This is a genomic window from Gemmiger formicilis, from assembly GCF_024462815.1.
In the GTDB taxonomy this organism is placed as follows: Bacteria; Bacillota; Clostridia; order Oscillospirales; family Ruminococcaceae; genus Gemmiger.
Genome location: NZ_JANGCG010000002.1, coordinates 172,481 through 198,282, shown reverse-complemented (window position 1 = coordinate 198,282; position 25,802 = coordinate 172,481). Strand labels below are relative to the sequence as shown.

Here is a 25,802-nt window from a genome sequence, read left to right as displayed (position 1 = left end):
GATACACATATAACTGCGGCAAGCCCCGCACAGCCTTGCCTGTGCGGGGCTTGCCGTACACAAAATTCTATGCTACAATGAGGAAAACGCAAAAAGGATGTGGTCATATGAAGTTGCTGGAGATTTGCGTGGACAGTCTGGCCTCCGCCCGGGCCGCGCAGCAGGGCGGGGCAGACCGTTTGGAATTTTGCAGTGCGCTGGCTGTGGGCGGCCTGACCCCCTACGCAGAGCTGCTGCGGCAAATCAAGGCCGAGATGTCACTGCCGGTGCGCTGCCTGATGCGCCCGCGGGCCGGGGACTTCCTTTACACGAAGGAGGAAATCACGCTGCTCTGCCACCAGATTGCCGCCCTGCGCACCGCCGGGGCGGACGGCTTCGTCATCGGTGCGCTGACGCCGGAGGGTGATCTGGATCTGCCCGCCATGCGGGCGCTGCTGGACGCCTGTGGCGGCGCGCCTGTCACTTTACACCGCTGTATCGACGTTTCCCGCGATTTATCCGACACCTACCGTGCAGCGGCAGCGCTGGGCATAGACACCGTGCTGACCAGCGGCGGGGCGGCCAGCTGCCGTCAGGGTGTATCCCAGCTGGCCGATTTACTGCGCCTGCGGGACGAGCTGAACGGCCCCGAGGTGCTCATCGGCGCGGGCGTCAACGCCGCCGTCATTGAGGAGCTGCGGGCCGCATTGCCCGGGGCGCGGGCCTTCCACGCCAGCTGCAAGGCCCTGCGGGAAAGCGGTATGCGCTTCCGTCGCGAGGGCGTCCCGATGGGCCTGCCCGGTCTGGACGAGTGGCACATCCAGCAGACCGACCCCGCCGCGGTGGCCGCCGCCAAGGCTGCGATTCTGCGATAAAGCCCACTCCTCATCCGGCGCTGCGCGCCGCCTTCTTCCGCAGGAGGAGGCTTTTCATACCGCACTAACCAAAAGCCGCCTGCCGATTTTTCACATCGGCAGGCGGTTTTTCATTCATCATAGGGGTCATCGAACAGCCCGAACAGGGAGGTTTTTTCCAAATCGGACGCGGTGTATTCCCGTATCTGGTGCACCGGCTGAAAGCCGCCGGTATCCTCGGCGGCGCGGCGGCCGTGGTGGCTGCGGGTTTCGGCGGCCACAGCGGCCGCCAGCTCCTCGCGGGGCAGCTCACCACCGTCCTCGTCCTCATCGTCCCCGCCGCTGTCGGGGGTCAGCTCCAGCTCCTCCAGCAGGCTCTGGATGGCCTCGCAGTCCTCGGGCACGTCGGTCAGGCTGGCACCGTAGTGGCAGAACAGCACCGTGCCCTCACTGTCCAGAATCAGCGTCAGCGGCAGCTGCTGCTCCGCACCCTTCACCGGCTGGTAGCCCTGCTTTTTGGCCTCCCGCAGGATGCGCCACCCCTCCAGCGAGTAGCTCATCAGGGTGCTGCGGCTGGTGGGGATGTTCAGGTGCTCATACAAAACGCCCGCGGCGTCGCAGAGCAGGGGATAGGGCAGCGTGTCCGGGCCGATGCTGCGGGCCAGCTTGTCCGCACGGGAGCGCACCACCAGCGCAAAGCCGCCGTCATAGAGGGATGAGTATGTATCCGCGTAGCGACTGGCAAAGGTGCGGGTGATGGGGTGACCGAAATTTGCCATAAACACAAGCACCAGCGGTGCCTTTTTGGCCAACAGGTCCCGGAAGCGGTTGCCAGCGCTGTAGGGGGTATCGTACACAAAAAAGGGCAGCTTGTCCCCAACGCGAATTCTGTCCGCCATTGAACAAACCACCCTCTTTCTGTAAAATACCCAAAAGCCCGGACAGGGTAAGCCCTGCCCGGGATGTGTTCTGTAAAGACCCGCACAGCCGTCTGCAGCCAATCAAAACCTACCGGTACAGGCAGGTGGGTACCCTACGTGGGTGTTCATGCTCCCTTCTTCAGCCAAAGGCGGGAAGGTCTGCAATCCGGCTCACGACCCGGATTCCCAAAATTTGATTAGTAGGATTTTATAAGGCCGCAACAAATCGAACCGCGCAGGGTGAAAAAGCCTTGCGGCCTCTTACTGCAGCTCAGAATCGTCGATGTCGTACATCGCACGCAGGCGCTCCTCGAACACCTTGCCGACGGTGATAAGTTCCTCATCATCGTCCACGATGTCCATATACTCGCCCTCGTCATCGGTGCCGATGCGCATCAGAATCAGCTCGGCATCCTCCTGCAGGCTCTCGGGATCCTCCTGATAGGGGATGACAGCCAGATAGCGGGTGCCATTGACCTCGGTAGCGTCAATCACCTCAAAGGTGACCTCCTTGCCGTCCTCGTCCTCCAGCGTCAGCAGATCGGGAGCAGCCTCCTCCAGCATTTCGGGGCTCAGTTCGTCAGACATAAGTGACCTCCTGTGGTCGTTTGTATTTGATGCTTATAGTGTACCCTTTTTTTCCTCAAACGTCAAGGGTGTTCAAGTGGGAAGTTCTGTGGTATAATAAATTTAATTGGATTTTTGACGGAGGCTTCCGGATATGCACAAAAAACTCTGCCTGCTGCCCGCGCTGGCACTGGCCCTGCTCTGCGCTTGCAGCAGGGCCGAAACCAAAACCCCGCCCACGCGTGAGGCTGTCGCCAGCACCGAGCGCCAGTTTACCACCCCCGCCGTGGGGGACACCATCGCGGTATTTGACACCTCTCTGGGGGAGGTGCGCGCCGTCCTCTACCCGGATACCGCGCCGATGGCTGTCTACAATTTTGTGGGGCTGGCCCGCAGCGGATACTACGATAACACAAGCATCTGGCGCAGCGAGTACGGCTTTGCCGTGCAGGGCGGCGATGCCACCGGCACCGGCACCGGGACGGGCGGCTCCACCATCTGGAGCAACAACCCCTACCCGCTGGAGGCCAGTGCCGACCTGAAGCACTACGCCGGGGCGCTCTGTGCCGCCTTCGCCGCAGGCGGTGACGTGCAGGGCGGCAACAGCCAGTTCTATTTCGTCACAGCCCTGCCGGACAGCGTCAGCAGCGAGGAACAGCAGGCCGAGCTTGCCCAGAACGGCTACACGGACTCTCAGGTTGCCGCCTACGCCGCGGCGGGTGGGTTGCCGTATCTTGACAACACCGACACCGTGTTCGGGCAGGTCTATCAGGGTATGGACATTGTGGACGCCATGGCCTGCGTGGACACCGTGAAGGACGAGGACGGCAATGACACCTACCACCCCACCGAGGAAGCCGCCATCACCATCTACCACGTGACCATCACCACCTACGCCGCCGAGCCGGACAACGGCCTGGAGACGGTGGGCTGATACCAACAGTATATGCAAAAATGCCCCCGCAGAGCTTTGGCAGAACTGCCAAACTTTGCGGGGGCCGGTTGTCTATTATGCTATTTTCAAAAGCTTTCCCTGAGGAGGGAAAAAGGCTTTTGCGGTTTATTTCTTCGTGTTTCCGCCCATGCGGCGGTCACGGCGTGCATACTCTTCCAATGCCTTGTCAAAGCAGTCCTTCGTGAAGTCGGGGAAGAGCACCGGCGTGAAGTAGAACTCCGCGTAGGCGCACTGCCACAGCAGGAAGTTGGACAGCCGTTCCTCGCCGCTGGTGCGAATCATCAGGTCCACCGGCGGCAGATCATGGTAGAGGTGCTTTTCGATGACCTTCTCATCAATGGCCTCCGGCGCCAGCGTTCCGGCCTTGACCTCAGCGGCAATGGCGCGGGTGGCGTCGGTCAGCTCGGCATGGCTGCCGTAGTTCAGGCAGAAGTTCACAATGCCCTTCTCGTTGTCCTTCGTCAGGTTCATCATATAGTCCATGGCATCCAGCACACGCTGCTGCAGGCCGTCGCGGCGGCCGCTGAACAGCACTTTGCAGCCGCGCTCGTTCATCTCATCGGCAATGGTGCGGAAGTTGTTGGCAAACAGGTCCATCAGGTAGCCGACTTCCTTGGCATCGCGGCTGAAATTCTCGGTGGAAAAAACATAGAGCGACAGCACAAAGACGCCGCGGTCACCGACGGCGTAGCGGGTGATTTCGCGCAGGCGGTCAAAACCGGCCTTGTGGCCCATGCTCACCGGCATCAGGCGCTGCTTGGCCCAGCGGCGGTTGCCGTCCACAATGATGGCCACATGGGTGGGGAAGCGGGGTTCAGCGTTCGGCATAACAGTTCTCCTTTTTTATTGCTCGGGGCGCACCAGCTCCGGCGGCTCCTCGCCGGGGTGATGGCTGCGCCAGTTCAGAAAGCTCTCCAGAATGACCGCGGCGGAAACCGAGTCCAGCCGTTCCTTCCGCTTGGCGCCGAAGGTGTCGTTGTCCGCCAGAATTGCGGCGGCGGAAACGGTGGTGCGGCGCTCGTCCCACAGCACAACCGGCACACCCGCGGTGTTGGCCAGACGCTGGGCAAACCGGCGGCTCTTGTTGGCGCGGCTGCCCTCGGTGCCGTCCATATTTCTGGGCAGGCCGCAGACAAGGCCCTGTGCGCTGCGGGCGGTGAAAACCTCCGTCACGGCGGTGGCCACCTTGTTCATACTTTTTTCTTCAATCTGCGGCGTGATGGGGGAGGTGATGGTCTCCCCGGCGTCACACCCGGCAAGCCCGGTGCGGGAATCGCCGTAATCAACAGCAAGCCATTTCATAGGGGCAGTGCTCCTTTACAATTTTCCTGTATTTTTTATTATAGCATAAAAAAGCTGCTCTGAACAGAGCCAGAGCAGCGGAAAATGCAGCAAGGTATTTCTGCGGGTACAGCCTTACACCAGGCTGCCCTTCAAGCGCTTGTCCAGCTGGATGGTCAGCACGGCGGCAAGCACAATTTTCACGGCATCGCCGGGCAGATAGGGCAGAACGCACCAGCCCATTGCGCTGACAAGGTCAGCGCCGGTCAGCACCATAAACCAGATGGTGCCCAGCACGTAGCAGGCGGCGCAACCCACCACCATTGCCACGCAGAGCGACCAGAACTTACGGCCCAGCGCCTTGGTCAGCAGCGCCGTGAGCAGCGCGGCCAGAATGTAGCCGATGGCATAGCCGCCGGTCTTGCCGAAGATGGCAGACGGCCCGCCTTGAAAGTTGGCCAGCACCGGCACGCCGATGGCCGCCAGCGCGATAAACACAACCTGACTGGCCGTGCCCCAGACCGGGCCCAGCATCGTGCCCGCCATATAGACGGCAAACAGCGCCAGATTGATGGGCACGCCCCACGGCATCGGGACAGCAATCTGGCTGCACACAGCAACCAGCGCGGTGAACATGGCGCACAGCACCATACGGCGGACGTTGGAAGAAGTTTTTGTCATAAGTAGTACCCCTCTTTTTATAATAATCGCACGCTTGCTTCGCCGCTGTTCAGGGCGGCGGGGCGACTTTCGCCGTCAAAGCGTACAACCAGTTTACATTCGTCATCAATGCCCAGCACCACCGCCTGCCGCGGCTCGCCCCTGCGGGGTGCAACGCACACCCGGCGGCCCACCAGCGCCTGACGGCGGCGGTACTCCTCCAGAAAGCCGCTGCGGTTTCCGGCGCGGTACATCGGCCAGAACTCGTTCAAAAACGCAGCGGCCAGCGTGGCACGCGCACCGGGGGCCGGGGTGCCGTCATACAGCGCCCCCGCCACCTCCTGCAGGTCGGCCGGCCAGCCCTCTGCCGGGGCCGCCACATTGAAGCCCAGCCCCAGCACCGCATAGTCCAGCATCCCGGATTCCAGATCCAGCGCGGCCTCGGTCAGGATGCCGCAGACCTTTTTGCCGTCCTTCCACAGGTCATTGACCCACTTGATTTGGATTGGCGTGCGGCAGAGCCCTTCAGCGGCGCGGGCTGCAGCCACGGCCGCCATAGCCGTCAGGCTGACCGCCTGCCGGGCGCCGATTTCCGGCCGCAGCAGCACGCTGAGATACAGCCCGCCGGGCGGGGAGTAGAAGCTGTGCCCACCGCGGCCCCGGCCCGCCGACTGCGCCTGTGCAATCAGCACCAGCCCCTCCCGCGCACCGTCATCGGCGCGGGCACGCAGGGCGGCGTTGGTGCCGGGCAGGCGGTCAACCACCTCAATCTGCAGAGCGTTCATCGGGTCACCGTTCATCTGGGCGGCAATGGCGGCGGCGTTGAGCACATCGACATTTTTCGGCAGGGTGTAGCCGCGGTTGGTCACGGCCTCGATGGGGATGCCGTCGCTGCGCAGCGCCGCCACTGCCTTCCAGACTGCCGTGCGGCTGACGCCCAGCCGGGCGGCCAGCTCCTGCCCGGAGATATACTGCCCGCGGACGGCGTCCAGCGCCGCCAGCACCTCCTGCTTGACCATTCGTAGCACACCCCCCTGTTTGGCCTGACTGTAGGCCAGTATACCGCGCCGGGCGGCAGAATGTCAACGCAATTTGCCGTAAGCGGTTGACAATCTTGCAAAATCCTTGCACTTTTTCCTGTTTTCCCTTGATTTTCTGCCCATATTGTATACAATCAAACCAATATTATCTACATTATTATAATGCTATAATGTTCGTGTTCACAGGCCGGGCGACGGTTTGCCCTCCCTGCGCCTTTTTATACAGGAGGTTATGTAAGGCAAAACGCAAAAGCCCCGCAGGCTTACGCCTGCGGGGCTTTTGCTATGATGCAAACAGATTTCTGGGAAATGCTTTATCAGCGCTGGATACGGCCGGAACCGTCGCCGCCAGCCAACTTCTCGACCTCGGCAACCGTGACCATGTTGTAGTCGCCCTCGATGGAGTGCTTCAGAGCAGAAGCAGCAACGGCGAACTCAACAGCATCCTGGGTGCTCTTGCCGTTCAGCAGGGCGTAAATCAGGCCGCCGCCGAAGGAGTCACCGCCGCCAACGCGGTCGATGATGCGCAGCTCGTACTTCTTGGAGAAGCAGTACTCGTTGGAGGCAACGTCATACAGCATGGCGCTCCAGCCGTTGTCGGAAGCGGAATGGCTCTCACGCAGGGTGATGGCAACCTTCTCAAAGCCGAACTTGTCAGCCAGCTGCTTGGCAACGCTCTTGTAGCCCTCGCGGTTGATTTCGCCGGCGTAGATGTCGGTAGCCTCAGCCTCGATGCCGAACACGTCCTTGGCATCCTCCTCGTTGGAGATGCAGACGTCAACGTACTGGCACAGGTCGGTCATGGCAGCGCGGGCCTGCTCACGGGTCCACAGCTTGCCGCGGTAGTTCAGGTCGCAGCTGATCTTGACGCCGTGAGCCTTAGCAGCCTTGCAGGCCTCGCGGCAGATTTCGACAACGTTCTCGCCCAGGGCCGGGGTGATGCCGGTGAAGTGGAACCAGTCCACGCCCTCGAAGATGGCGTCCCAATCGAAGTCAGCGGTGGTAGCCAGCTGAATGGCGGAGTTGGCGCGGTCATAGATGCAGACGGAACCACGCTGAGAAGCGCCCTTCTCGTTGAAGTAGATACCAACACGGTCACCGCCGCGGGTAATCTTGCTGGTGTCAACGCCGTAGCGGCGCAGGCTGTTCACAGCGGCCTGACCGATGGCATGGGCGGGCAGCTTGGTAACGAAGGCTGCGTCAACGCCGTAGTTGGCCAGAGAAACAGCAACGTTGGCCTCGCCGCCGCCGAAGGTGAACTCCAGGTTGTTGGCCTGAACAAAGCGCTCATAGTTGAACGGCTGCAGACGGATCATCAATTCGCCAAAAGTAACGACTTTCATGGTGAACTCCTTTTATAATAGTATTTAAATGATAGGGGAGTAGCGCCCGCGAAAGAGCGCACACCCTATAGCTTTACAGTTTCAAGGGGCGCAATCAGCGCTGAACCAGATGGAAGGCAAAGCCGGCAATTTCGTCAGCGAAGTAGATGGCAACGGTCTTGCCGTCCTTGACGTTCTTGCTGTCCATATCAAACTTGACGCCGCGCTGGCCCAGATGGTAGATGGCGCGGTCAACGTTGTTGGTCAGGATAGCAATGTGGCCGTTGGTGCCGCGGCCCGGCTTCTTCATGATCTCGAATTCCTTCTTGCCCACGAAGATGCTGCTGTTGCCGACCTTGACGGCCATGCTCAGCAGATTAGCGATGGTCTCAGCCGTCTTGGCGGCCTCGTCCTCGTTGGCGCAGTTGATGCCGATGTGGCCCAGCTCCAGACCCAGCATAACGTCAACAGCCTCGCGGCTCATAGCGGTGATTTCATCCCATGCGCCGGCCTTGATCTTGTCGCTCTTGCACATCCAGGTGCCGCCAACAGCGATGATCTGGTTGTAACCCAGATAGTTGTTGACGTTCTTGGCATTGACGCCGCCGGTGCACATCCACTTGCAGGTCTTGAGGGCAGCGCCGATGTTCTTCAGCTTGTCCACGCCGCCGTTGGCCTCTGCGGGGAAGAACTTGACAACCTCGCAGCCCATGTTCATGGCCTGCTGCATCTCGCCTGCGGTGGCGGTGCCGGGCATCATGATGCCGCCCTTGTCGATAACGTGCTGGCAGACCTCGGGGTCAAAGCCGGGGGCGACGATGAAGGAAGCACCGGCAGCCATAGCGCGGTCAGCCTGATCAACGGTCAGGACAGTGCCTGCGCCCAGCAGCATATCGGGCAGCTCCTCATGAATCTTCTTGATGCACTCCTCAGCGCAGGCGGTACGGAAGGTGACCTCTGCGGCAGGCAGGCCACCGGCCATCAGGGCCTTGCACAGGGGCAGGGCCTCATCCACGCTGTTGAAAGCAATGACCGGGATAATGCCGATCTCATACACACGCTGCAAAACAGAATTCATAGCAATTCTCCTTCACTGATTCTGTGCGGCCGCCCGGCCATACTGCGCCGCGGCATAGCACGCACTTGGTTACTTTCTATTATAAACACCGCGGCGGCGGGCGTCAATCGGGCAAAAAGTGCCAAGAAACCGCACGATTTTTGTCGGTTTCGTTCAGGATTCCGCAATTCGGAAAAGAGCTTGAAAAAACCGGGCAACTCTGGTATAATCGTTCCATAATACGGAACGGTTTCAGCAAATTTGCAAGTCCTGCAAATTATGAATTTTTTGTTAAATTTCGTTCAGGAGGCAGCGTATGGCAGAAAAAGGCGGCGTACAGAGCGTGGAACGCATCTTCCAGCTCATTGAGCATCTGGCGGCGCACCCCACCGGGGTCAGCCTGCAGCGGCTGGCAGGGGAGACCGAGTTGGCCAAAAGCACCGTGCACCGCCTGCTGGCCAGCCTGGTCGGGCTGGGCTATGTGGTGCAGGACGAGGAAAACGGCCACTACCGCCTGACCTTAAAAATGTTTGAGCTTTCCAGCGGCATTGTGGACAGCATGGACATTATGGGCGTGGCCAAGGCGCATCTGGAGCGCCTGAGCCAGCGCACCGGCGAGGCCGTGCATCTGGTCATCCGCGACGGGCGGGACATTGTCTACATTTATAAAACCGAAAGCGGCCCGATGCGTATGTCCAGCCGCGTGGGTCTGCGCAGCCCGCTGTACTGCACCGGCGTGGGCAAGGCCATCCTTGCCACCCTGCCCGGCGATGAGCTGGAGGACATCTGGACGCACAGCAACGTGCAGAAACTGACCGACAAGACCATCACCGACCTTGAGGAGCTGCGCAGCCAGCTGGTGGAGGTCCGCGCCAACGGCTACGCCATCGATGATGAGGAAAACGAGCTGGGGGTCCGCTGTGTGGCCGTGGCCATCCCCGGGCCGGACGGCCGCGCGGAGAGCGCGTTTTCCATCAGCGGTTTGGCGCCCTATATGACGCCCGAGCGCATCCGCCGCATTGCCACGCTGGCGCTGGACGCCCGCACCGATATTCTGGCCGATTTGGGGCTGAAATAACCAAGCGCCTATGCCGTACAAACTGCGGCATAGGCGCTTTTTTGTGCGGGCGGGCAATGCCCGCCCCCTACAGCTTGCCCCGGCCCGGTGCAGGGTCATTCCGCCCCGCGCTCTGCCTTACCCGCAGCCGGGTTTGCCTCCACGCCCCGTATCAGCTCCTCCGCCGGCACGCCATACAGCTTCGCCAGCGCCAGCAAGTTTGTCGTGCTGGGGTCTGCGCTGCCGTTCTCCCATTTGGAGACCGTCTGACGGCTGACGCCTAAGCTTTCGGCTTCAAACTCCTGCGTCATCTGGCAGCGGGTACGGTGGGCCTTCAGTGTCTCTCCCAGTGTCCGCTTCACGGCCTGCTTTTCCTCCCGCACCTCCCTGCTGCCGATGTACTTTTTCAGTGCCCGCACGATCAGCACAAACAGATACACCGCTGCCGCCGCAAGCACAACCGCAAGCAGGATATTGAGAGTGGTAAGCCATACTGCCATCTTCATACTAGCTTTTCTCCTTTCGGTTTTCTGCCCTAACTATACCAGAAGCGCCCCCGCGACACCAGCAACTATCGTGTACATTTTGGTGTACATTGTAAAAAACGACCCGGCTGCATACTTTTTGCAGCCAGGTCATTGCGTTTAAAACTGGTCGAGAATCGCCAGCAGCTTGTCCAGACTGCGCTCGTTGACTTCCAGAATCAGGATATCGCAGCCGGGGTGCTCGACCACACCCAGCGTGAAAGTGTCAATGTGCTCCCGCCAGCTGTTGGTAAAGCGTGCCTGCAGATACGGCATATAATACTCGCTGAAGGAATCCCCGATGACCCGCACGGCGCGGCTGTCTTTTTCAAACATCCGGGCATAGCCGGGCACAACGTATCGTTCCTCGGCGGGCAGGCTGGCATACAGCGCCGCCACGTTTGCCATATCGCCGGTGGTGGTTCCCTCTGTGTCCACCGGGTAGCTCTCCGGCGGGAGGGTCGGCATATCCAGCGCTTCAAAGATGCCATCCAGCCCAATCAGCGCGCCCACGGCGTTCCAGTGGGTGTCGGTCTTGTAGTAGAGCAGCCGGTCGGGGTTCTGCCGCGCCTGACTGCGCAGCACGTCATACCGCCAGACCACCGGCACCGTTGTGTGGCTCTGCAGGTAGGCGGCCAGCAGGTCGGTACGGTTCTGCTCGTTCACGATGGGGTAGCCGTCCGGCATATACTCCCGGTAAATGCGGTCCTTGCTGGGCGTCAGGTCCAGCACCAGCGTGCAGCCGTTTGCTGCCAGCCGGTCATTTAAGATCTGCAGCCCCGCGCTGGCCTCGGCCAGCACCTCGGCACTGTCATTCAGCTCGGTCAGGCCCTGATAGTTGGCCATCGGCTGGGCGGCGTTGGGGCCGTCCTTGTAGAACAGCCAGCCGTCCCTGCCGGGCAGCACCTGATCGCTCTGGCTTGTGCCGAACAGCGCATAGTCCAGCCCGGCGTTCACCAACACAAGCTGGTGGCGGAAGGGGGAGTTATCGACCAGAAAGCTGTCCAGATTCCTCGGCAGCTGCGGCAGGGGACTTTGCAGCACCTGCGGCAGGCCGGTCGCCAGGCGGCTCTCGTGTCTGTCCATTGAGAGCCGCTTGGAAAAGACGTTGAAAACCGGGAACGAAAGCCCGATAACGGCACAGAAGACGCCGATAAAGGCGATTTTGACCGCTTTACGCATTGTTTGCACCCTCCCTTAAAACTGAAAATAGCTGAACGCGCTGTAGGTGCCTGCCGTGACCCGCATCAGGCCAAGGAAAAGCAGCACCAGCAGCCCCGCCATACCGGGCAGGGACGGTGCCTTTCTGGCGTAAAGCGCCGCCTTCAGCTTCGGTAGCAGCGCCTGCAGCGGGCCGCACAGCAGGAAGGACGCCGCCAGAATCAGCAGCAGCTTGGTATCGGCAAAGGCGGCCAGCGTGTAGCCCTTGCTGCCGGTTTGCCAGCTCATAATGCCGCGCAGCACCGCCAGGCCCTCCTTCAGGCCCGGCGCGCCGAAGATAATGAGGGTGCCCCACAGCACCACAACGGTGCACAGGTGCTGAAAGAATTTCGGCAGCTGCCCCAGCAGGGCACGCAGGCCCAGATGCTCAAGGCAGAGCAGCGCGCCGTGCACAAGGCCGAAGGCCAAATATTTCCACGCCGTGCCGTGCCACAGCCCGGCGAGTGCAAAGACGATGAGCAGATTGAGACAGGTGCGCCGCAGGCGGCAGCGGCTGCCGCCCAGCGGAATGTAGACATAATCCCGGAACCAGCCGGACAGCGAGATATGCCACCGCCGCCAGTATTCGCCGACAGAGCAGGCAAGGTAGGGGTAGTCGAAGTTTTCCGGCAGGGTGATACCGAAGAATTCTCCGATGCCGATGGCCATATCGCTGTAGCCGGAAAAGTCAAAATAGAGCTGCATCATAAACGCCGTGTAGCCCAGCACCAGAATCGGCGCGGGCAGCGTAGCGGCGGGCACGGCGGTGACCCTTGCATAAATCAGCGCCAGCTGGTCCGCAATCAGCGCCTTTTTGGCCAGCCCCAGCACCAGCCGCTTGATGCCGTAGCAGAAGCGGTCGGCCGTGACACGGCGCTCTGCGCCGCAGGGGTCAAGCTGCGGGGCCTGCTGCCCATAGCGGACAATAGGGCCGGACGGCCCGTGGCCGAAGAATGCGAGAAACACCGCGAACCGGAAGGGGCTTTTTTCGGGGGCGGCGCGCCCCGCCGCGACATCCGCACAGTAGGCGATGGCCGTGAACACATAAAAGCTGATGCCCAGCGGCAGGGCAGGGGCCAGCACCGGCACAAGGCCCGGCGCAAAAGCATTTACGGTTTCGGCCGCAAAGCCCGCATATTTAAAGACGCCCAGCACCGCCAGATTCAGCACCGTCAGCAGGGCCAGCAGCGGCCTTTTGTGGGCCAGCCGCCCCAGCGACAGCCCGCCCAGCCAGTTGATGCAGATCAGCAGCACAAGGATGGCAGCGCCCTTCAGCCCCGCCCACGCAAAGAACAGCAGGCTGAACATATCCAGCACCAGATTGCGCAGACGGCGCGGACACACCCAGTAGACCGCCAGCGAAAGCGGCAGAAAAACGAACAAAAACTGCACCGATGAAAAGGCCATACAAAACACTGCTCCGCGCAGCACCGTTTCCGGCGCCGCTTCATAAAAATTTTACATATGTAAATATTATAAAGGGTATCTCTGTTTTCGGCAAGGTGGGAACACGAAAAAAGTTGAATTTTGCGTACTCGGGCCAAAATGGCTGGAACAGGATAGACAACCACCGGGAAAATAGCTATAATATAAGGTATATTTCTATGCGTCTGCCACGCCGAACCGCTGCCGCGAGGGAGACGCCGTCCACCCGCCGCTGCTGCGCACTGTATGGACGCGGCTGCTGGCCCGCCTGTAAGGAGCCGTTATGCCCAGAAAAAAAACAGACCTCAGCCAGCGCCTGGAGAATGTCATCAAGACGCTGGTGCCCCAGCAGGAGCAGAACCCCGATAACCTTGGCCCCATGATGCGAGCCATCAAGGCCGTGCACAGCATCAGCGACCATACCTCCACCACGCCGGAGGATTTAGAGCACCAGCGCGCCGCACAGGAGCTGTTCGGGCGGCTGGTCACACCCAGCCTTGGCATCCGCACCGACAGCCTGACCGTGGGGGCCATCCCCGCCGAGTGGGTCAGCCTTGACCACGGCCATGACCGCCGCCACGCCGTTTTGTACTGCCACGGCGGCGGCTACACCTGCGGCCAGCTGGGCTATGCCCGCATCCTTGCCAGCAAGCTGGCGCTGGCCACCGGGTTTGACGTGCTTTCCTTTGAATACCGCCTTGCACCCGAGCACCCATTTCCCGCCGCCATTGAGGACGCCGTGGCCATGTGGGACTACCTGATGTATATGGGCTACGGTGCGCGGGATGTCATTGTGGCGGGCGATTCCGCAGGCGGCAACCTCGCGCTCGAGCTGGCCCTCAAGCTCAAGGAGCAGGGCCGCGCCCAGCCCCGCGGGCTGGTGCTGTTCAGCCCATGGACCGATATGACCGCCAGCGGCAAGAGCTACCGCACCTGCAAGACGCTGGACCCGATGCTGACGATGGAGTATATCGCCGCCGTGCGCGAGGCCTACACCGGCCCCGATGCCGACTGGGCCCGCCCCTGCTACAGCCCGCTTTTTGCCGACCTGCGCGGTCTGCCGCCGACGCTGGTACAGGTGGGCACCAACGAGATTCTGAAGTCCGACAGTGAGCGTCTGGTTGAGAATCTGCAGAAGGCCGGCGTCTACGCCCAGCTGGAGGTTTACCCCGAGTGCTGGCACGTGTTCCAGCAGATGCCCATCCACCGCGCTGTGGCCGCTATGGAAAGCGCCGGCCGCTTTGTGCAGAAAATCATTTGAGTGAAGAGGAAGTGCCCATGTCTGATTCATGGTACAAGGTTGACAATGTTGCCAAGGTCTTTCTGGCCACGGCAACACCGCAGGACCCGCGGGTTTTCCGCATCTCCTGCACATTGAACGAGGAGATTGACCCCGACACGCTGAACGAGGCCCTGCGCAGCACCGCGCAGGAGTGGCCGCAGTTTCAGGTCACGCTGCACCGCGGTCTGTTCTGGCATTATTTTGAGTCCACCGACCAGCTGCCCACCGCACAGCCGGAGAATAAAGCCCCCTGCGCGCCGCTGTACACGCCGGAGCGCCGCAACCGCCTGATTTACCGCGTGACCTACTTCGGCAGCCGTATCAATCTGGAAATGTTCCACGCCATTACCGACGGCAACGGCGGTTTGCTCTACTTAAAATCCATCGTGCGCAACTATCTGGCACTGCGCCACCCCGGCGAGCTGGACAGCGTGCCCTCGCCCAACAGCGCCTCCGCCGGGGATCTGGCGCAGGACAGCTTCCGCACCTTCTACGGTGGAACAAAGCGCGATACCGTGGCAAAAAAGGTCAAGGTCTACCGCCTCCACGGTCTGCGCCTGCCCTATAACCAGCAGCAGTTCTTTGAGGGCCACCTGAGCGCCAAGCAGGTGCTGGATCGCTGCCATGCGCTGGGTGTCTCAATGACGAGCTATCTGAGTGCCTCCTTCATGCTGGCCATCTATCAGGATATGCCCGCGCTGGAGCGCAGCAAGCCCATCTCCATCAGCCTGCCGGTCAATCTGCGCAACTACTACCCCAGCGAGACCGCCCGCAACTTCTTCAACTCGGTCTCTGTCACCCACACGCTGACCGACGCCGACACGCTGGAAACCGTGGCCCCCGTGTTTGACGCCAAGCTGAGGGAGATTCTCAAGCCGGAGAATATCCGCGCCCAGATGGACGAGTATGAGAAGCTCGAGCATATGCCCGGCATCCGCCCGGTGCCGCTTTTCATCAAGAATGTCACCGTCAAGCTCTTCACCAAGCTGGAGAACCGCTATGTCACGGCGGTTGTTTCCAATATGGGCCGGGTCAGCATCCCGGAGGAGCTGAAGCCCCACATCCACAGCTTTGCGGCCTTTTCCAGCTCCAAAACGCTGTTTACCGTGGTCTGCTCCTACGGGGATGACCTTGTGCTGGGCACGGCCTCGGCGCTGCGCAGCACCGCCATTCTGCAGCGGTTCTACCGCGGCCTGACCAAGGACGGCATGGACGTTACCCTTTACGCCACGGAGGTGGAAAAATGAATACCTGCCCGCATTGTCATATCAAGGTCGGCGGGGACAGCACCTACTGCCCGCTGTGCCAGAACCGCCTGCCCGGCCCGGCAGGGGAGGCGTACTTTCCCGCCACCGCGCCGCGGATTCACTGGGCGTCGATGCTGTATAAAATCGTTGCCTTTGTGCTCTGCGCCCTTGTTGTGGTGGCCGGGGCGTTCGACTTCCTTCTTCTGGAGGAAACGCCGCACCGCCATTTCAGCGTGCTGATGGCCGTCTGGGCCGCGGCAATTCTGCTGGTGCTGCGCGCTGTGCTGCGCCGCCGCTTCAACGGCCCGCGGCAGATTTTCAATCTGCTGCTGCTTGTGTCGGCGCTGCTGGTCTTTACCGACTGGTTCAACGGCTACACCGGCTTCAGTCTGGATCTGGTTGTGCCGATTCTGTGCTGCGTTGCACTGGTCTGCAACTTCGTTTTTGCGTTCCTGCACAGTAAGTTCACGGCCAACGCGCTTGTGTATCTGCTTATGAACATCGGCATCGGGCTGCTGCCGTACATCCTGCTGTTCTTCCGCATCGGGGCCGGCCGCATTGACGGTCACAGCATCCCGTGGGTCGTCTGCCTGATTTTAAGCATCATCACTTTCTTGGGGCTGGTCATCTTCCAGGGCCGCGCCCTGAAGGCCGAGCTGGAAAAGCGGCTGCATATGTAAAAAAATAAAAGCAAGTGCACCAGAGAGAAAAATCTCCGATGCACTTGCTTTTTTGTGTGTAGGGTGGAGGCGGCAGTCTCACTTCTTATCAAACGCTTCCCGCCGCTTTGTGGACAGGCGGAACATCTCCTCCAGCCCTTCGCGGTCATTGTTGACGAGCTTTTCCCGCATCTCCTGCAAGGCGCTGTCAAACATATCAATCTCGGAAATCAGGTTATCCTTGTTCCACAGGAACAGCTCTGCCCACATTTTATCGTTGATATGCGCAATTCTTGTCAAATCACGGAAGGAATCGCCGGTGTAGTTGGCCAGCTCGGAGTTGTCGGACGCACACATCAGGCTCACGGCAATGGCATGGCAGAGCTGGCTGACATAGCCAATCATATGGTCATGCTCGGCGGGGGTCAGCACGCTGATGCGCTTGAAGCCCAGCTCCTCGGCCAGCGCACGGCACCAGTCAATGCCCGCCTGCGTGTTGCGCTCGGTCGGGGTGATGATGAAGTTGGCCGGGGCAAAGTTCACCTCCGCGCTGTGGGTGATGCCGCTGGTCTCACGACCCGCCATCGGGTGGCTGGCAATAAATTCCACACCCGCGGGCAGGGCGGTCTGCACCGGCTCAACCACACCGCGCTTGACGCCGGAGACATCCGTCACCATCGTGCCGGGGCGGATGAGACTTCCGTACTGCGCCACCCAGTCCAGCAGCACCGTGGGGTACAGGCCGAAGATAATGCAGTCGGCCTGCTGAATCAAATCCGCAAAATCCGCATTTTTGCCCGCGCAGATATACTCATGCTGCAAGGCATAGTCCAGCGTTTCCTGACTGTGGGTGATGCCGGTCACGCGGTAGCCCTTCTGGCTCAGCACCTGCGCATACTTGCCGCCCAGCAGTCCCAGACCGACAATGAGATAGTTTTTGCTTTTATCCAGCATACAAAATCACGCCTTTATGTCGAATTCATCCTGTTTGTCGGTGCTCAGCTCAATTTTGGCACCTAAGCCCCGCAGCACGTTCCAGAAGGCGGGCCAACTCTTTTCCACAGCCTCGGCCCCGCAGAGCAGCGCGGGCAGGCCGCTGGCAATCGCCGCCACGGCCAGCGCCATAACAATACGGTGGTCATTGTGACCGGACAGCGGGGCATTGGGCGCGTGCAGCGCCACGCCCTGAATGTGCACGGTGTCGCCGTCCACGTCGATGCGGGCGCCCATCTTCTGCAGCTCGGTCTGCATGGCCTCGATGCGGTCGGATTCCTTCAGGCGTAGGCGGCCCGCATTGCGGATGACCGTCTCACCGCTGCAGAAGCAGCCCAGCGTAAAGAGAATCGGCCCCAGATCCGGGCAGTCGGCCAAATCAATATCGGTAGCCTTCAGCAGGCTGCGGTCAAAGTGGAAGCCGCCCTCGACAGCTTTGAATTTGCCGCCGCAGCGCTTTAAAATATCCAGAATAACCTTATCGCCCTGCTGGCTGTCGGGGTTGAGCCCCGTGATGGTGATGCCGCCGATGACACAGCCCAGCACCGCCAGGAACGCGGCCTGGCTGTAGTCACCCTCCACGGCAAAGTCGCAGGCGGTGTAGCGCTGCGGCGCGGCCACACGGTACATCATACTGCCGTTCTTGCGGGCGCGGCTGGCCACCTTGACGCCGAACTGCTGCATGGCGTCAACCGTCATATCCACGTAGGAGTGGCTCTCGTAGGGGGCCAGCACCTCAATGCTGCTCTCCGATTCCATCAGCGGCGTGGCAAACAGCAGGCCGCTGATAAACTGGCTGGACACATCCCCGGGCAGGGTAAACCCGCCGGGGCGCAGGCGGCCAAAAATCGTGATGCCGTCCGGGGACTGCTCAAACTGCAGGCCCTGACGCTCAAACAGCATCTGGTACACGGCCTGCGGGCGGTCAAACAGCCGCCCCGCGCCGGTAAAGCGTACTTTCTGAGCGGTCAGGCTGAACAGCGGAATCATAAACCGCAGGGTAGAGCCGCTTTCGTTGCAGAAAACCGGGCGTGTCACCGTGACAAAGCCGCCCGCCGTGCCGTGGCCGCGTATGGTCAGGGAATGGGGCTCCTCGGTGATTTTTGCGCCCAGCTGGGCCGCCGCGCCAAGGGTAGCGCGGATGTCCTTGCTGTACTCAATATTCGTGATGTGGCTGGTGCCGTCCGCCAGCGCCGCGCACAAAACTGCACGGTGTGCCGCACTTTTGCTGGGCGGCACGGTGGCACTGCCGCCTAAGCGGCTGACATGAATCTTGGCGTCCAATTTACATCTCCCGGCCGATGGCAGCAGCAACCTTGCGGCACTTCTCAATGACCTCGGCGAACTTGTCCGGCTTCAGGCACTGTGCGCCGTCGCTCCATGCGTGCTGCGGGTCATCGTGCACCTCAATTTCCAGACCGTCCGCACCGGCGGCCACAGCGGCCAGCGCCATGCTCTCGATGTACTTATAGTCACCGGTGGCGTGGCTGGGGTCGACGATGATAGGCAGGTGGGTCTTTTCCTTGATGACCGGCACGGCGGACAGATCCAGCGTGTTGCGAGTGGCGCGCTCAAAGGTGCGGATGCCGCGCTCGCAGAGGATGACATTCTCGTTGCCGCCTGCCATAATGTACTCGGCGGACATAATCCATTCCTCGATGGTATTGGCCAGGCCGCGCTTAAGCAGCACCGGCTTGTGCATCTTGCCGACCGCCTTCAGCAGCTGGAAGTTCTGCATATTGCGGGCACCGATCTGCACAACGTCCACATACTGCTCAAATTCCTCGATGTGGGCCTCGTCCATCAGCTCGCTGACGATGGGCAGGCCGGTCTCCTCGCGGGCCTTGACCATATCCAGAATACCCTCGGTGCCGAGGCCCTGGAAGGAGTAGGGGCTGGTGCGGGGCTTGTAGGCACCGCCGCGCAGGAAGTTTGCGCCGCCCGCCTTGACAGCCTTGGCCATCTTGATGGTGTGCTCCTCGCCCTCAATGCTGCAGGGGCCGGCCATCACAGCGATGGGGGAGTTGCCGCCGACCTTGATGCCGTTGACATCCACCACGGTATCCTCCGGGTGGAACAGGCGGTTGGCGCGCTTGTAGGGGGCGGAAACGCGGGTCACATTCTCAACCCATGGGTTTGCCAGCACGTCCTTCTCCGCAATTTTGGTCGTATCACCGACAAGGCCAAAGACGTTGTAGTCGGTGCCGCGAATCATCGTGACGGACAGGCCCTGCTTTTCAAAGTTATCGACAATGCGGTCCAGCTCAACCTGGGGGGTGCCTTTTTTGGCGGAAATAATCATGGGGTAACCTCTTTCTTATATACTTTTACTCTATAGGTTTACTTTTCTTTGCTTTTTCGTCAGCCATTACAACCGCTCATCCGCCTCAAACAAAGCGGCGGCGGTGGCCACGGCCTGCGCCAGTGTGCTGTTGTTATCCAGCACGGCGGTGGCCGCAGCCTGATACAGCGGCGTGCGTTCGGCCTCCATCTGCTTTAAGGCAGCGCCCCCCTTGGAGAGGGGACGCCCGCCGGTGGCCAGACGCTCCAGCGGGCGGCGCACCCACAGCACAGGGCCGTTCTGGCGCAGGGCGCGGGTGTTGGCATGGTTCTTAATCACGCCGCCGCCGCAGGCTATGACCTGACTGTTGCCCTTGGCCACGTCGGCCAGCGTCTCGGCCTCATAGCGGCGGAAGGCTTCCTCGCCCTCCTGCGCAAAAATATCGGGGATTGTACGCCCGGTGCGGCGCTCAATCTCGGCGTCCAGATCGACAAATTTCTTGTTCAGCCGCTTGGCCAGCGCCGCGCCCACCGTGGACTTGCCGCAGCCCGGCATCCCGATGAGGGAGATATTCGCCAGCTCATGCCGCAGGCGGCGGCTGACGGACGGGATAATCTCCGCCGTGTCCAGCGTTTTGCCGGTAAAGTGCTCGGCCGCAAACACGGCCTGCGCCACCAGCATCTCAAAGCCGCCCGCCGCGGTCACGCCGCAGTCCTCGGCCCGCAGCAGAAGCTCGGTGTGGAAGGGGTTGTACACCACGTCCAGCACGGCCTCAAGCCTTGGGAAGGCCTTCGGGTCAATCAGGCATCGGCCCACGTTGGGGTACATCCCGCAGGGCGTTGTGTTGACGATAATCTGCACATCGGGGCGGTGCATAGCCTCGGCGTAAAGCAGCGCGCCATCGCGGCCGGTGCGGCTGGCGGTCAGGATTTCGCTTGCACCGCCGTCGCGGCAGACCGCCGTGACTGTGGAGTGGGTGCCGCCCGTGCCCAGAATCAGCACGGTCTTACCGGCGAAATCCACGCCGTGGGTCTTGGCCAGATAGGCAAAACCTGCGTAGTCTGTGTTGTAGCCGTAGAGCCTGCCGCCCCGGTTTACCACGGTGTTCACCGCGCCGATGGCCGCCGCTCGTGGGTCAACCTCGTCACAGTAGGGGATGACCAGCTGCTTATAGGGTATCGTCACATTGATGGCCGTAAAGGCGCGCTTTTCCAGAAAGGCGCAGACCTCGGCCTCGGTGGGCAGGGGCATCAGCTCATAGGTGTAATCCGCAATCTGTTCATGGATGATTTTGGAGTAGCTGTGGCCCAGCTTGCTGCCAATCAGTCCGTACAGCGGCTGCTGCATAGGTTTCACTTCCTTATTATACTTGGGGCAGGCCGTGCTTCTGGGCCAGCGTGCCGTAGCGCACACTCAGCAGATCCAGCAGGCCGAAGGCCGTCAGGGTGTTCTGCACCACGGCGGCGCGGGGCACAATGCAGGGGTCATGGCGGCCCTTGATCTGCAGCTGCGCATCGGTCTTGCTGATATAATCCACGGTGTGCTGTTCTTTATAGATGCTGGGTGTCGGCTTGAGCACCGTGCGGAACACCAGCGGCATACCGTTGGTAATGCCGCCGTTGACGCCGCCGTTCTTGTTGGTGGCGGTGGCAACGCGGCCGTTTTGCATCGTAAACGGGTCATTGGCCTGACTGCCGCGCAGCCCGGCAAAGGCGAAGCCTGCGCCGAACTCAATGCCCTTGCAGGCGGGGATGGCAAACATCAGGTGGGCCAGCTCGCTCTCAACGCTGTCAAACCACGGCTCGCCGATGCCCGCGGGCAGGCCGGTCACGATGGTTTCCAGCACGCCGCCCACGCTGTCGCCCTCACTGCCGGCGGCGCGGATGGCCTCCTGCATGGGGGCCTCCTTCTCCGGATCCAGCAGGGCAAAATGCCCGGGCTGCGGCTGCGGCATCACCAGCCCTGCCGCGCTCGAAAGCGGTGCATCCTTGACGCCTGCACATTCCGCAATGTGGGTGTAGACCCGCACGCCAAGGCTGTTCAGCACCGTCTCGCAGATGGTGCCTGCCGCCACGCTGGCCGCCGTGATGCGGCCGGAAAAGTGCCCGCCGCCGCGGGCGTCCTGATAGCCCTCATACTTGGCGTAGGCCGTATAGTCGGCGTGGCCGGGGCGCAGCAGGTCGGCCGTTTTGGCGTAGTCCCCGCTGCGGGTATTCAAGTTGCGAACCATCAGCGTGATGGCCGTGCCGGTGGTGTGGCCGTTGTACACGCCGGAGAGAAACTCCACGGCGTCCGCCTCGGTGCGGGCGGTGGAAAGCCCATCTCCGCGGGCGCGGCGGCGGTCCATCGCAGCGGCGATTGCTGCCTCATCCACCGGCAGGCCCGCGGCCAGACCATCGAGCACCGCACCGACCGCCGGGCCGTGGCTCTCGCCAAAAATCGTCATACTGACGGTATTTCCAAAGGTGTTTTTCATTGGGTTGTTCCTCTATCAAGACCCGCGGAGGTCTGGCTTTTTATTCCAGCCCCAGCAGCGCGGGCAGCTCGGTCATGGGCAGGCTGTCGGCACGCCAGCAGCCAAGGCCGGGACACTTGATGACCGTGATATGGTCGCCGCGGGCCTTCTTGTCATGCTGCATATAGGCCAGCACCTTCTGCTTGTTGGCCCCGGCGCGGGTGGGCAGGCCCAGCGTGCGGTAGATGGCGCGGGTGCGCTTGAGCAGGGCGCTGTCCTCAATCATCGGCAGCATACCCAGCGCCACACACTCGCCGTGGTAGAGGCCGGTTGTGCGGCGGCCGCGCACACCGCGCACCGCCTCAATGCCGTGGCCGATGGTGTGGCCAAAGTTCAGGCAGGCGCGCACACCGCCCTCGCGCTCGTCCTGCTCGACGATTTTCTTTTTAAATTTCAGACTGCGGTAGACAATCTGTTCCATGTTTTCCTCGGGGTGGTCACACTCAAACAGTGCAAACAGCTGGGGGTCGCCGATGATGCCGGTTTTCAGCGCCTCGGCCAGACCGTTGACCACCTGGCGGCGGGGCAGGGTTTTCAGCGTGTCAAAATCGACCAGCACCACCTTGGGCTGCCAGAAGGCACCGACGATGTTCTTCGTCTCGCCCAGATCAATCGCCGTCTTGCCGCCGATGGAGGAGTCCACCTGCGCCAACACCGTGGTGGGGCAGTTGACAAAGTCAATGCCGCGCATATAGCTGGCGGCGCAGAAGCCGCCCAAATCGCCCACAACGCCGCCGCCCACGGACACCAGCAAATCCTTGCGGTCCATGCCGAACTCCAGCATGGCCTGCAACACCTGACCGTAGACCTTCAGGCACTTGCTGCCCTCGCCCTGCGGGATGGTGCAGATGGTGGAGTCGGGGCACTGGGCGGCCACCGTCTGCGCATATTCGGCGGGCACGCCGGAATCAGTCAGCACAAAGACCTTGCGGTTCTGCACATTCGTGAACTGGTGCAGATTGGCAAGGCATCCGGCCTTCAGAATAATATCGTAGCTACGGCTTTTCAGCTGCATTGTCAGTTTCATGCTTCGCACATCCTTTTTTCTCATTGGCTTATTTCTCCGCACCGTCCAGCGTGAAAGCGCCCAGCAGCCGCAGGGTGCTGCAAACCGGGGTCAGGGTGTCCAGCAGGGTCTGGCACTCCGCGCCGGTGCTGCCCGCCGGGCAGACCAGCTGCACATAGAAATAATACTCAAACGGAACGTGGGGCAGGGGACGGCTCTTGATGCACTCCATATTGAAGCCGCGTGCACCAATCTGGTCCAGCGCCGCGGCCAGCTGGCCGGGCTTGTGCCGCGCCGTGAAAAGCAGCGCCAGCCGCTGGCCCTCGCCGGTCATGGCGGGGGCGGCATCGGCGCGCTCAATAACGATGAACCGCGTTGTGTTGTCGCCGTCCGCGTTGATGCCCGCCGAGAGAATCTGCAGGCCGTACAGCCCGGCGGTCTCGGCGCTGGCAATGGCCGCCACCGTGGGGTCGTTCAGCTCCGCCACGTGGCGGGCGGCGTCGGCGGTGTTGCCCCAGCTTGCGGTTTTAAAGCCGTGCTGCTGCACAAAAACGCTGCTCTGCGCCAGCGCCTGCGGGTGGCTGACAACGGTTTTGATGGTCTCGAGCGTTGCACCCCGCACGCCGAGCAGATCCTGCCGGATGGGCAGATCGCACATCCTGGCAATGATGATATCGGGGTGGGTGTACAGCAGGTCCAGCACGGTCGAGACATCGCCCGCGTTGGAATTTTCAAACGGCAGAACGCCAAATTGTGCGTCACCATTCTGCACGGCGTCAAAGACCTCGCCCCAAGTGGCAAAGGCCGTCTCGCGCGCAAAGGGGAAGAGCCGCCGCAGGGCAATATGGCTCCACGCGCCGGGCACGCCCTGATAGGCCGCTGTGTCGCGGCCCAGCCGTGCGCGCTGGTAGGCGCGGGAAACTGCCATTGCATCGTTCAAAAAAGCGTGGTAGTAGGGGCGCAGCGCTTCATCGGTGATGCGGGCCGTGTTCTTGTCCAGTACCGCGGCCTCCCGCACGGCGTCAAACACCGGCTTGCCGGTTTCTGCTTTATAGCGTGCCACGTCCGCCACGGCGCGCATACGCCGCTCAAACAGGGCTGCCATCTCCGCATCAACGGCGTCAATCTCCGCCCGGGCCTGCTGTAGTAAGTCCATATGCGAGACTCCTTCTTATACATATATAAAGTTAGTATACCATAAATAAAGCGCCGTCACAAGAGCGACGGCGCGAAAATTGTCTTATTGTCTTATTTTGGTTTACCCGTGCAGCGCGCTGCGCAGGGCGGCCAGCAGCTCGGCCTGATACTCCTGGCTGAAGGTGCCGTGCAGCAGCTTGGGCAGGGCCTCCTCCTGCAGGCGGCGCCAGCTGTCGGCCTCGCGGCCCGGCAGAATCGGCACAAAGGCCACGCCGTTGGCGGCGGCGGCCTGTGCATCGCCCATCGCGTCACCCACCATCATAACCTTACGGCTCTCATACCCGCAGGCCAGCATGGTGGCGATGGAATTGGCCTTGCTGCCAACCTCCTGCCCAAAGATGACGTCCGCATGGCGGGCCAGCCCGTAGCGCTTCCACTCGCTGGCAATCGCGCTCTCGTTGGCGGCGCTGACCACGGCCACATCCGCCACGGCGTGCAGCTGGCGCAGGCTTTCCTCCACACCGGGGAAGGGCTCAAACGTGGGCTCCAGCGCCTGAATCCGGCGGTTGCAGGCGTTGTTCCACTCCTGCAGCTTGCGCAGTGCCAGACTGCCGGTTTTCTGCAGCTCCCGCTGCAGGCTGGCGGTGGAAAGCTCGGTTGCGGTATCCACCCACGCGGCAATATCCTCGCTGCCAAGAATCTCAATGCCGCGGTTTTTCAGCCGGTCAAACACCAGACGCACGCTCTCAAAGCGGGAGATGCCGCGGGTGATGGTGTGCAGATTGATTTCATCCCATGCGGCGGTGATAAAGTCCGCATACGCATCCAGCGCAAATACGCGGATCAGCTCCGGACACATGACGGTCGAATGTTTAATACGTACTGTGTTCATCACGCAGCCGTCGGAGTCCATACAGACCAAAAATTCACGTTTTTTGGTAAAATCCGTCAGTGCGCTTGCCATAAAAACCGTCCCCCTCTAAGCTCTCTACCCAGTAAACCACTATGATTCTATCATAGCAAAAATCCCCGGCATTTTGCAATGGCTTTTTTGAAAAAAGCATGGATTTTTGTGTAAAATTTATCCTTCTACTGGGTCGGTGGGGTCCAGCGTGCGGCCGATTGGCTCGTGGATGAGCAGATTGGCCATGGCGTCCGCCGAGGTGGGCTGCTTGTTGATGACCACAAGGTTCTCGCCCCGGAAGTAGCGCAGCAGCCCCGCCGCCGGGTAAACCGCCAGACTGGTGCCGCCCACAATCAGCGTATCGGCCCTGCGGATGGCGTTCACGGCGTTCTCCATCGTCTGCTCGTCAAGGCCCTCCTCGTAGAGGACAACATCGGGCTTCACAATGCCGCCGCAGGCATCGCACCGGGGCACGCCGTCCCCGACGCCCGCCGCGTCCTCGATATAGCTGACCGGGAAAAACTTACCGCACCGCGTGCAGAAATTGCGCAGGGTGGAGCCGTGCAGTTCGTACACGGTTTTGCTGCCCGCGGCCTGATGCAAACCGTCAATGTTCTGGGTCACGACCGCCTTGCATTTGCCCTCGCGCTCCAAAGCCGCCAGCCGCAGGTGAGCCGCGTTGGGCTTTGCGCCGTGCACAATGAGCTTCTGGCGGTAAAAGTCAAAGAATTCCGCGGTGTGCCGCTCATAAAAGCTGTGGGAGAGCATCGTCTCCGGCGGGTATTTGAATTTCTGGTGATACAGCCCGTCCACCGAGCGGAAGTCCGGGATGCCGCTTTCGGTGGAAACGCCCGCCCCGCCGAAAAAGACCATATTTTTTGTCTGCGCCAAAATTTCCTCCAACGCCCGAACCATAGAAACTGCCCCTTTCGCTTTT

The 25,802-nt window shown here is 61.2% G+C and carries 26 protein-coding genes and 1 other RNA gene; 6 read left to right on the top strand and 21 right to left on the bottom strand.

The genetic code is table 11. From position 1 onward, the window contains the following. Positions 1 to 107: 107 nt before the first annotated feature. Positions 108 to 854: a copper homeostasis protein CutC gene (locus NE623_RS03450; RefSeq protein ID WP_256271659.1), complete on the top strand. Its 747-nt coding sequence runs from the start codon at positions 108 to 110 to the stop codon at positions 852 to 854. A 110-nt stretch (positions 855 to 964) separates the two neighbouring features. Here NE623_RS03450 and NE623_RS03445 read toward each other — a convergent pair whose 3' ends face one another. The 3 genes from NE623_RS03445 to NE623_RS03435 all read right to left on the bottom strand — a co-directional run bounded on the left by NE623_RS03445 (position 965) and on the right by NE623_RS03435 (position 2,341). Continuing rightward, a complete protein-coding gene (locus NE623_RS03445; protein ID WP_256271660.1) occupies positions 965 to 1,732 on the bottom strand; it encodes a hypothetical protein in 768 nt (255 codons plus the stop codon). Positions 1,733 to 1,805: 73 nt separating this feature from the next. After that, positions 1,806 to 1,998: non-coding RNA, 6S RNA (ssrS, locus tag NE623_RS03440), on the bottom strand. A 16-nt stretch (positions 1,999 to 2,014) separates the two neighbouring features. Beyond that, positions 2,015 to 2,341 carry a DUF1292 domain-containing protein gene (locus tag NE623_RS03435; protein WP_078783112.1) on the bottom strand — a complete coding sequence of 109 codons (327 nt, stop codon included), beginning with the start codon at positions 2,339 to 2,341 and terminating at the stop codon, positions 2,015 to 2,017. A 133-nt stretch (positions 2,342 to 2,474) separates the two neighbouring features. Between NE623_RS03435 and NE623_RS03430 the strand changes: the two genes are divergently transcribed. Continuing rightward, a complete protein-coding gene (locus NE623_RS03430) occupies positions 2,475 to 3,254 on the top strand; it encodes a peptidylprolyl isomerase (RefSeq protein WP_256271661.1) in 780 nt (259 codons plus the stop codon). Positions 3,255 to 3,380: 126 nt separating this feature from the next. Here NE623_RS03430 and uppS read toward each other — a convergent pair whose 3' ends face one another. The 6 genes from uppS to eda all read right to left on the bottom strand — a co-directional run bounded on the left by uppS (position 3,381) and on the right by eda (position 8,656). Next, entirely contained in the window at positions 3,381 to 4,103 is a 723-nt protein-coding gene (gene uppS, locus NE623_RS03425; RefSeq protein ID WP_256271662.1) for a polyprenyl diphosphate synthase, read from the bottom strand. A gap of 15 nt (positions 4,104 to 4,118) precedes the next feature. Beyond that, positions 4,119 to 4,577: a Holliday junction resolvase RuvX gene (gene ruvX, locus NE623_RS03420; protein ID WP_256271663.1), complete on the bottom strand. Its 459-nt coding sequence runs from the start codon at positions 4,575 to 4,577 to the stop codon at positions 4,119 to 4,121. 114 nt (positions 4,578 to 4,691) lie between these two features. Beyond that, the gene (locus tag NE623_RS03415) at positions 4,692 to 5,237 is read right to left on the bottom strand and encodes a biotin transporter BioY (protein WP_256271664.1); all 546 of its coding nucleotides are present in this window, start codon (positions 5,235 to 5,237) and stop codon (positions 4,692 to 4,694) included. Positions 5,238 to 5,254: 17 nt separating this feature from the next. Further along, the gene (locus NE623_RS03410) at positions 5,255 to 6,235 is read right to left on the bottom strand and encodes a biotin--[acetyl-CoA-carboxylase] ligase (protein ID WP_256271665.1); all 981 of its coding nucleotides are present in this window, start codon (positions 6,233 to 6,235) and stop codon (positions 5,255 to 5,257) included. A 338-nt stretch (positions 6,236 to 6,573) separates the two neighbouring features. Continuing rightward, positions 6,574 to 7,599 (bottom strand): sugar kinase, encoded by a 1,026-nt coding sequence (locus NE623_RS03405; protein ID WP_256271666.1) that lies wholly within the window; start codon positions 7,597 to 7,599, stop codon positions 6,574 to 6,576. Between the two features lie 94 nt (positions 7,600 to 7,693). Beyond that, the gene (gene eda, locus NE623_RS03400; RefSeq protein ID WP_256271667.1) at positions 7,694 to 8,656 is read right to left on the bottom strand and encodes a bifunctional 4-hydroxy-2-oxoglutarate aldolase/2-dehydro-3-deoxy-phosphogluconate aldolase; all 963 of its coding nucleotides are present in this window, start codon (positions 8,654 to 8,656) and stop codon (positions 7,694 to 7,696) included. 295 nt (positions 8,657 to 8,951) lie between these two features. Between eda and NE623_RS03395 the strand changes: the two genes are divergently transcribed. Then, a complete protein-coding gene (locus tag NE623_RS03395) occupies positions 8,952 to 9,713 on the top strand; it encodes an IclR family transcriptional regulator (protein WP_256271668.1) in 762 nt (253 codons plus the stop codon). A 95-nt stretch (positions 9,714 to 9,808) separates the two neighbouring features. On the opposite strand, the gene NE623_RS03390 is transcribed toward NE623_RS03395, so the two are convergent. The 3 genes from NE623_RS03390 to NE623_RS03380 all read right to left on the bottom strand — a co-directional run bounded on the left by NE623_RS03390 (position 9,809) and on the right by NE623_RS03380 (position 12,823). Then, positions 9,809 to 10,198: a helix-turn-helix transcriptional regulator gene (locus tag NE623_RS03390; protein ID WP_256271669.1), complete on the bottom strand. Its 390-nt coding sequence runs from the start codon at positions 10,196 to 10,198 to the stop codon at positions 9,809 to 9,811. A 138-nt stretch (positions 10,199 to 10,336) separates the two neighbouring features. Then, entirely contained in the window at positions 10,337 to 11,398 is a 1,062-nt protein-coding gene (locus tag NE623_RS03385; RefSeq protein ID WP_256271670.1) for an alginate O-acetyltransferase AlgX-related protein, read from the bottom strand. A gap of 15 nt (positions 11,399 to 11,413) precedes the next feature. Beyond that, positions 11,414 to 12,823, bottom strand: a complete 1,410-nt coding sequence (locus NE623_RS03380; protein WP_256271671.1) for an MBOAT family O-acyltransferase — start codon at positions 12,821 to 12,823, stop codon at positions 11,414 to 11,416. Between the two features lie 301 nt (positions 12,824 to 13,124). Here NE623_RS03380 and NE623_RS03375 point away from each other — a divergent pair, with 301 nt between their 5' ends. The 3 genes from NE623_RS03375 to NE623_RS03365 are packed head-to-tail and all read left to right on the top strand — an operon-like array spanning position 13,125 to position 16,050. Beyond that, positions 13,125 to 14,102: an alpha/beta hydrolase gene (locus NE623_RS03375; protein WP_256271672.1), complete on the top strand. Its 978-nt coding sequence runs from the start codon at positions 13,125 to 13,127 to the stop codon at positions 14,100 to 14,102. 17 nt (positions 14,103 to 14,119) lie between these two features. Beyond that, positions 14,120 to 15,370: a hypothetical protein gene (locus NE623_RS03370; protein WP_256271673.1), complete on the top strand. Its 1,251-nt coding sequence runs from the start codon at positions 14,120 to 14,122 to the stop codon at positions 15,368 to 15,370. Then, positions 15,367 to 16,050, top strand: a complete 684-nt coding sequence (locus NE623_RS03365) for a DUF6320 domain-containing protein (RefSeq protein ID WP_256271674.1) — start codon at positions 15,367 to 15,369, stop codon at positions 16,048 to 16,050. Before NE623_RS03370 ends, NE623_RS03365 begins: the two co-directional genes overlap by 4 nt. A 78-nt stretch (positions 16,051 to 16,128) precedes the next feature. Here NE623_RS03365 and NE623_RS03360 read toward each other — a convergent pair whose 3' ends face one another. The 9 genes from NE623_RS03360 to NE623_RS03320 form a co-directional block, all read right to left on the bottom strand. Beyond that, positions 16,129 to 16,983 (bottom strand): prephenate dehydrogenase, encoded by an 855-nt coding sequence (locus NE623_RS03360; RefSeq protein ID WP_256271675.1) that lies wholly within the window; start codon positions 16,981 to 16,983, stop codon positions 16,129 to 16,131. A gap of 6 nt (positions 16,984 to 16,989) precedes the next feature. Continuing rightward, positions 16,990 to 18,306 carry a 3-phosphoshikimate 1-carboxyvinyltransferase gene (gene aroA / locus NE623_RS03355; RefSeq protein ID WP_256271676.1) on the bottom strand — a complete coding sequence of 439 codons (1,317 nt, stop codon included), beginning with the start codon at positions 18,304 to 18,306 and terminating at the stop codon, positions 16,990 to 16,992. Position 18,307: 1 nt separating this feature from the next. After that, positions 18,308 to 19,324 (bottom strand): 3-deoxy-7-phosphoheptulonate synthase, encoded by a 1,017-nt coding sequence (aroF, locus tag NE623_RS03350; protein ID WP_256271677.1) that lies wholly within the window; start codon positions 19,322 to 19,324, stop codon positions 18,308 to 18,310. 66 nt (positions 19,325 to 19,390) lie between these two features. Next, positions 19,391 to 20,650 (bottom strand): shikimate kinase, encoded by a 1,260-nt coding sequence (locus tag NE623_RS03345; RefSeq protein ID WP_256271678.1) that lies wholly within the window; start codon positions 20,648 to 20,650, stop codon positions 19,391 to 19,393. 16 nt (positions 20,651 to 20,666) lie between these two features. Next, positions 20,667 to 21,779: a chorismate synthase gene (aroC, locus tag NE623_RS03340; RefSeq protein WP_256271679.1), complete on the bottom strand. Its 1,113-nt coding sequence runs from the start codon at positions 21,777 to 21,779 to the stop codon at positions 20,667 to 20,669. A 40-nt stretch (positions 21,780 to 21,819) separates the two neighbouring features. Next, positions 21,820 to 22,845: a 3-dehydroquinate synthase gene (gene aroB, locus NE623_RS03335; RefSeq protein WP_256271680.1), complete on the bottom strand. Its 1,026-nt coding sequence runs from the start codon at positions 22,843 to 22,845 to the stop codon at positions 21,820 to 21,822. A gap of 28 nt (positions 22,846 to 22,873) precedes the next feature. After that, positions 22,874 to 23,980, bottom strand: coding sequence for a bifunctional chorismate mutase/prephenate dehydratase (locus tag NE623_RS03330; RefSeq protein ID WP_256271681.1), 1,107 nt, complete (start codon positions 23,978 to 23,980; stop codon positions 22,874 to 22,876). 102 nt (positions 23,981 to 24,082) lie between these two features. After that, positions 24,083 to 24,925: an HAD hydrolase-like protein gene (locus tag NE623_RS03325; protein WP_256271682.1), complete on the bottom strand. Its 843-nt coding sequence runs from the start codon at positions 24,923 to 24,925 to the stop codon at positions 24,083 to 24,085. A 117-nt stretch (positions 24,926 to 25,042) separates the two neighbouring features. After that, positions 25,043 to 25,780, bottom strand: coding sequence for an NAD-dependent protein deacylase (locus NE623_RS03320; protein ID WP_256271683.1), 738 nt, complete (start codon positions 25,778 to 25,780; stop codon positions 25,043 to 25,045). Positions 25,781 to 25,802 lie beyond the last annotated feature (22 nt).

Coding starts and splice junctions, on each gene's coding strand:
- NE623_RS03415 (WP_256271664.1), bottom strand. CDS start 5,237: ATGACAAAAACTTCTTCCAACGTCCGCCGTATGGTGCTGTGCGCCATG.
- NE623_RS03405 (WP_256271666.1), bottom strand. CDS start 7,599: ATGAAAGTCGTTACTTTTGGCGAATTGATGATCCGTCTGCAGCCGTTC.
- NE623_RS03450 (WP_256271659.1), top strand. CDS start 108: ATGAAGTTGCTGGAGATTTGCGTGGACAGTCTGGCCTCCGCCCGGGCC.
- eda (WP_256271667.1), bottom strand. CDS start 8,656: ATGAATTCTGTTTTGCAGCGTGTGTATGAGATCGGCATTATCCCGGTC.
- NE623_RS03395 (WP_256271668.1), top strand. CDS start 8,952: ATGGCAGAAAAAGGCGGCGTACAGAGCGTGGAACGCATCTTCCAGCTC.
- NE623_RS03430 (WP_256271661.1), top strand. CDS start 2,475: ATGCACAAAAAACTCTGCCTGCTGCCCGCGCTGGCACTGGCCCTGCTC.
- NE623_RS03345 (WP_256271678.1), bottom strand. CDS start 20,650: ATGCAGCAGCCGCTGTACGGACTGATTGGCAGCAAGCTGGGCCACAGC.
- uppS (WP_256271662.1), bottom strand. CDS start 4,103: ATGCCGAACGCTGAACCCCGCTTCCCCACCCATGTGGCCATCATTGTG.
- NE623_RS03360 (WP_256271675.1), bottom strand. CDS start 16,983: ATGCTGGATAAAAGCAAAAACTATCTCATTGTCGGTCTGGGACTGCTG.
- NE623_RS03445 (WP_256271660.1), bottom strand. CDS start 1,732: ATGGCGGACAGAATTCGCGTTGGGGACAAGCTGCCCTTTTTTGTGTAC.
- aroB (WP_256271680.1), bottom strand. CDS start 22,845: ATGAAACTGACAATGCAGCTGAAAAGCCGTAGCTACGATATTATTCTG.
- NE623_RS03370 (WP_256271673.1), top strand. CDS start 14,120: ATGTCTGATTCATGGTACAAGGTTGACAATGTTGCCAAGGTCTTTCTG.
- NE623_RS03390 (WP_256271669.1), bottom strand. CDS start 10,198: ATGAAGATGGCAGTATGGCTTACCACTCTCAATATCCTGCTTGCGGTT.
- NE623_RS03325 (WP_256271682.1), bottom strand. CDS start 24,925: ATGGCAAGCGCACTGACGGATTTTACCAAAAAACGTGAATTTTTGGTC.
- ruvX (WP_256271663.1), bottom strand. CDS start 4,577: ATGAAATGGCTTGCTGTTGATTACGGCGATTCCCGCACCGGGCTTGCC.
- NE623_RS03385 (WP_256271670.1), bottom strand. CDS start 11,398: ATGCGTAAAGCGGTCAAAATCGCCTTTATCGGCGTCTTCTGTGCCGTT.
- aroF (WP_256271677.1), bottom strand. CDS start 19,324: ATGATTATTTCCGCCAAAAAAGGCACCCCCCAGGTTGAGCTGGACCGC.
- NE623_RS03380 (WP_256271671.1), bottom strand. CDS start 12,823: ATGGCCTTTTCATCGGTGCAGTTTTTGTTCGTTTTTCTGCCGCTTTCG.
- NE623_RS03320 (WP_256271683.1), bottom strand. CDS start 25,780: ATGGTTCGGGCGTTGGAGGAAATTTTGGCGCAGACAAAAAATATGGTC.
- NE623_RS03435 (WP_078783112.1), bottom strand. CDS start 2,341: ATGTCTGACGAACTGAGCCCCGAAATGCTGGAGGAGGCTGCTCCCGAT.
- NE623_RS03375 (WP_256271672.1), top strand. CDS start 13,125: ATGCCCAGAAAAAAAACAGACCTCAGCCAGCGCCTGGAGAATGTCATC.
- NE623_RS03410 (WP_256271665.1), bottom strand. CDS start 6,235: ATGGTCAAGCAGGAGGTGCTGGCGGCGCTGGACGCCGTCCGCGGGCAG.
- NE623_RS03365 (WP_256271674.1), top strand. CDS start 15,367: ATGAATACCTGCCCGCATTGTCATATCAAGGTCGGCGGGGACAGCACC.
- aroC (WP_256271679.1), bottom strand. CDS start 21,779: ATGAAAAACACCTTTGGAAATACCGTCAGTATGACGATTTTTGGCGAG.
- NE623_RS03330 (WP_256271681.1), bottom strand. CDS start 23,980: ATGGACTTACTACAGCAGGCCCGGGCGGAGATTGACGCCGTTGATGCG.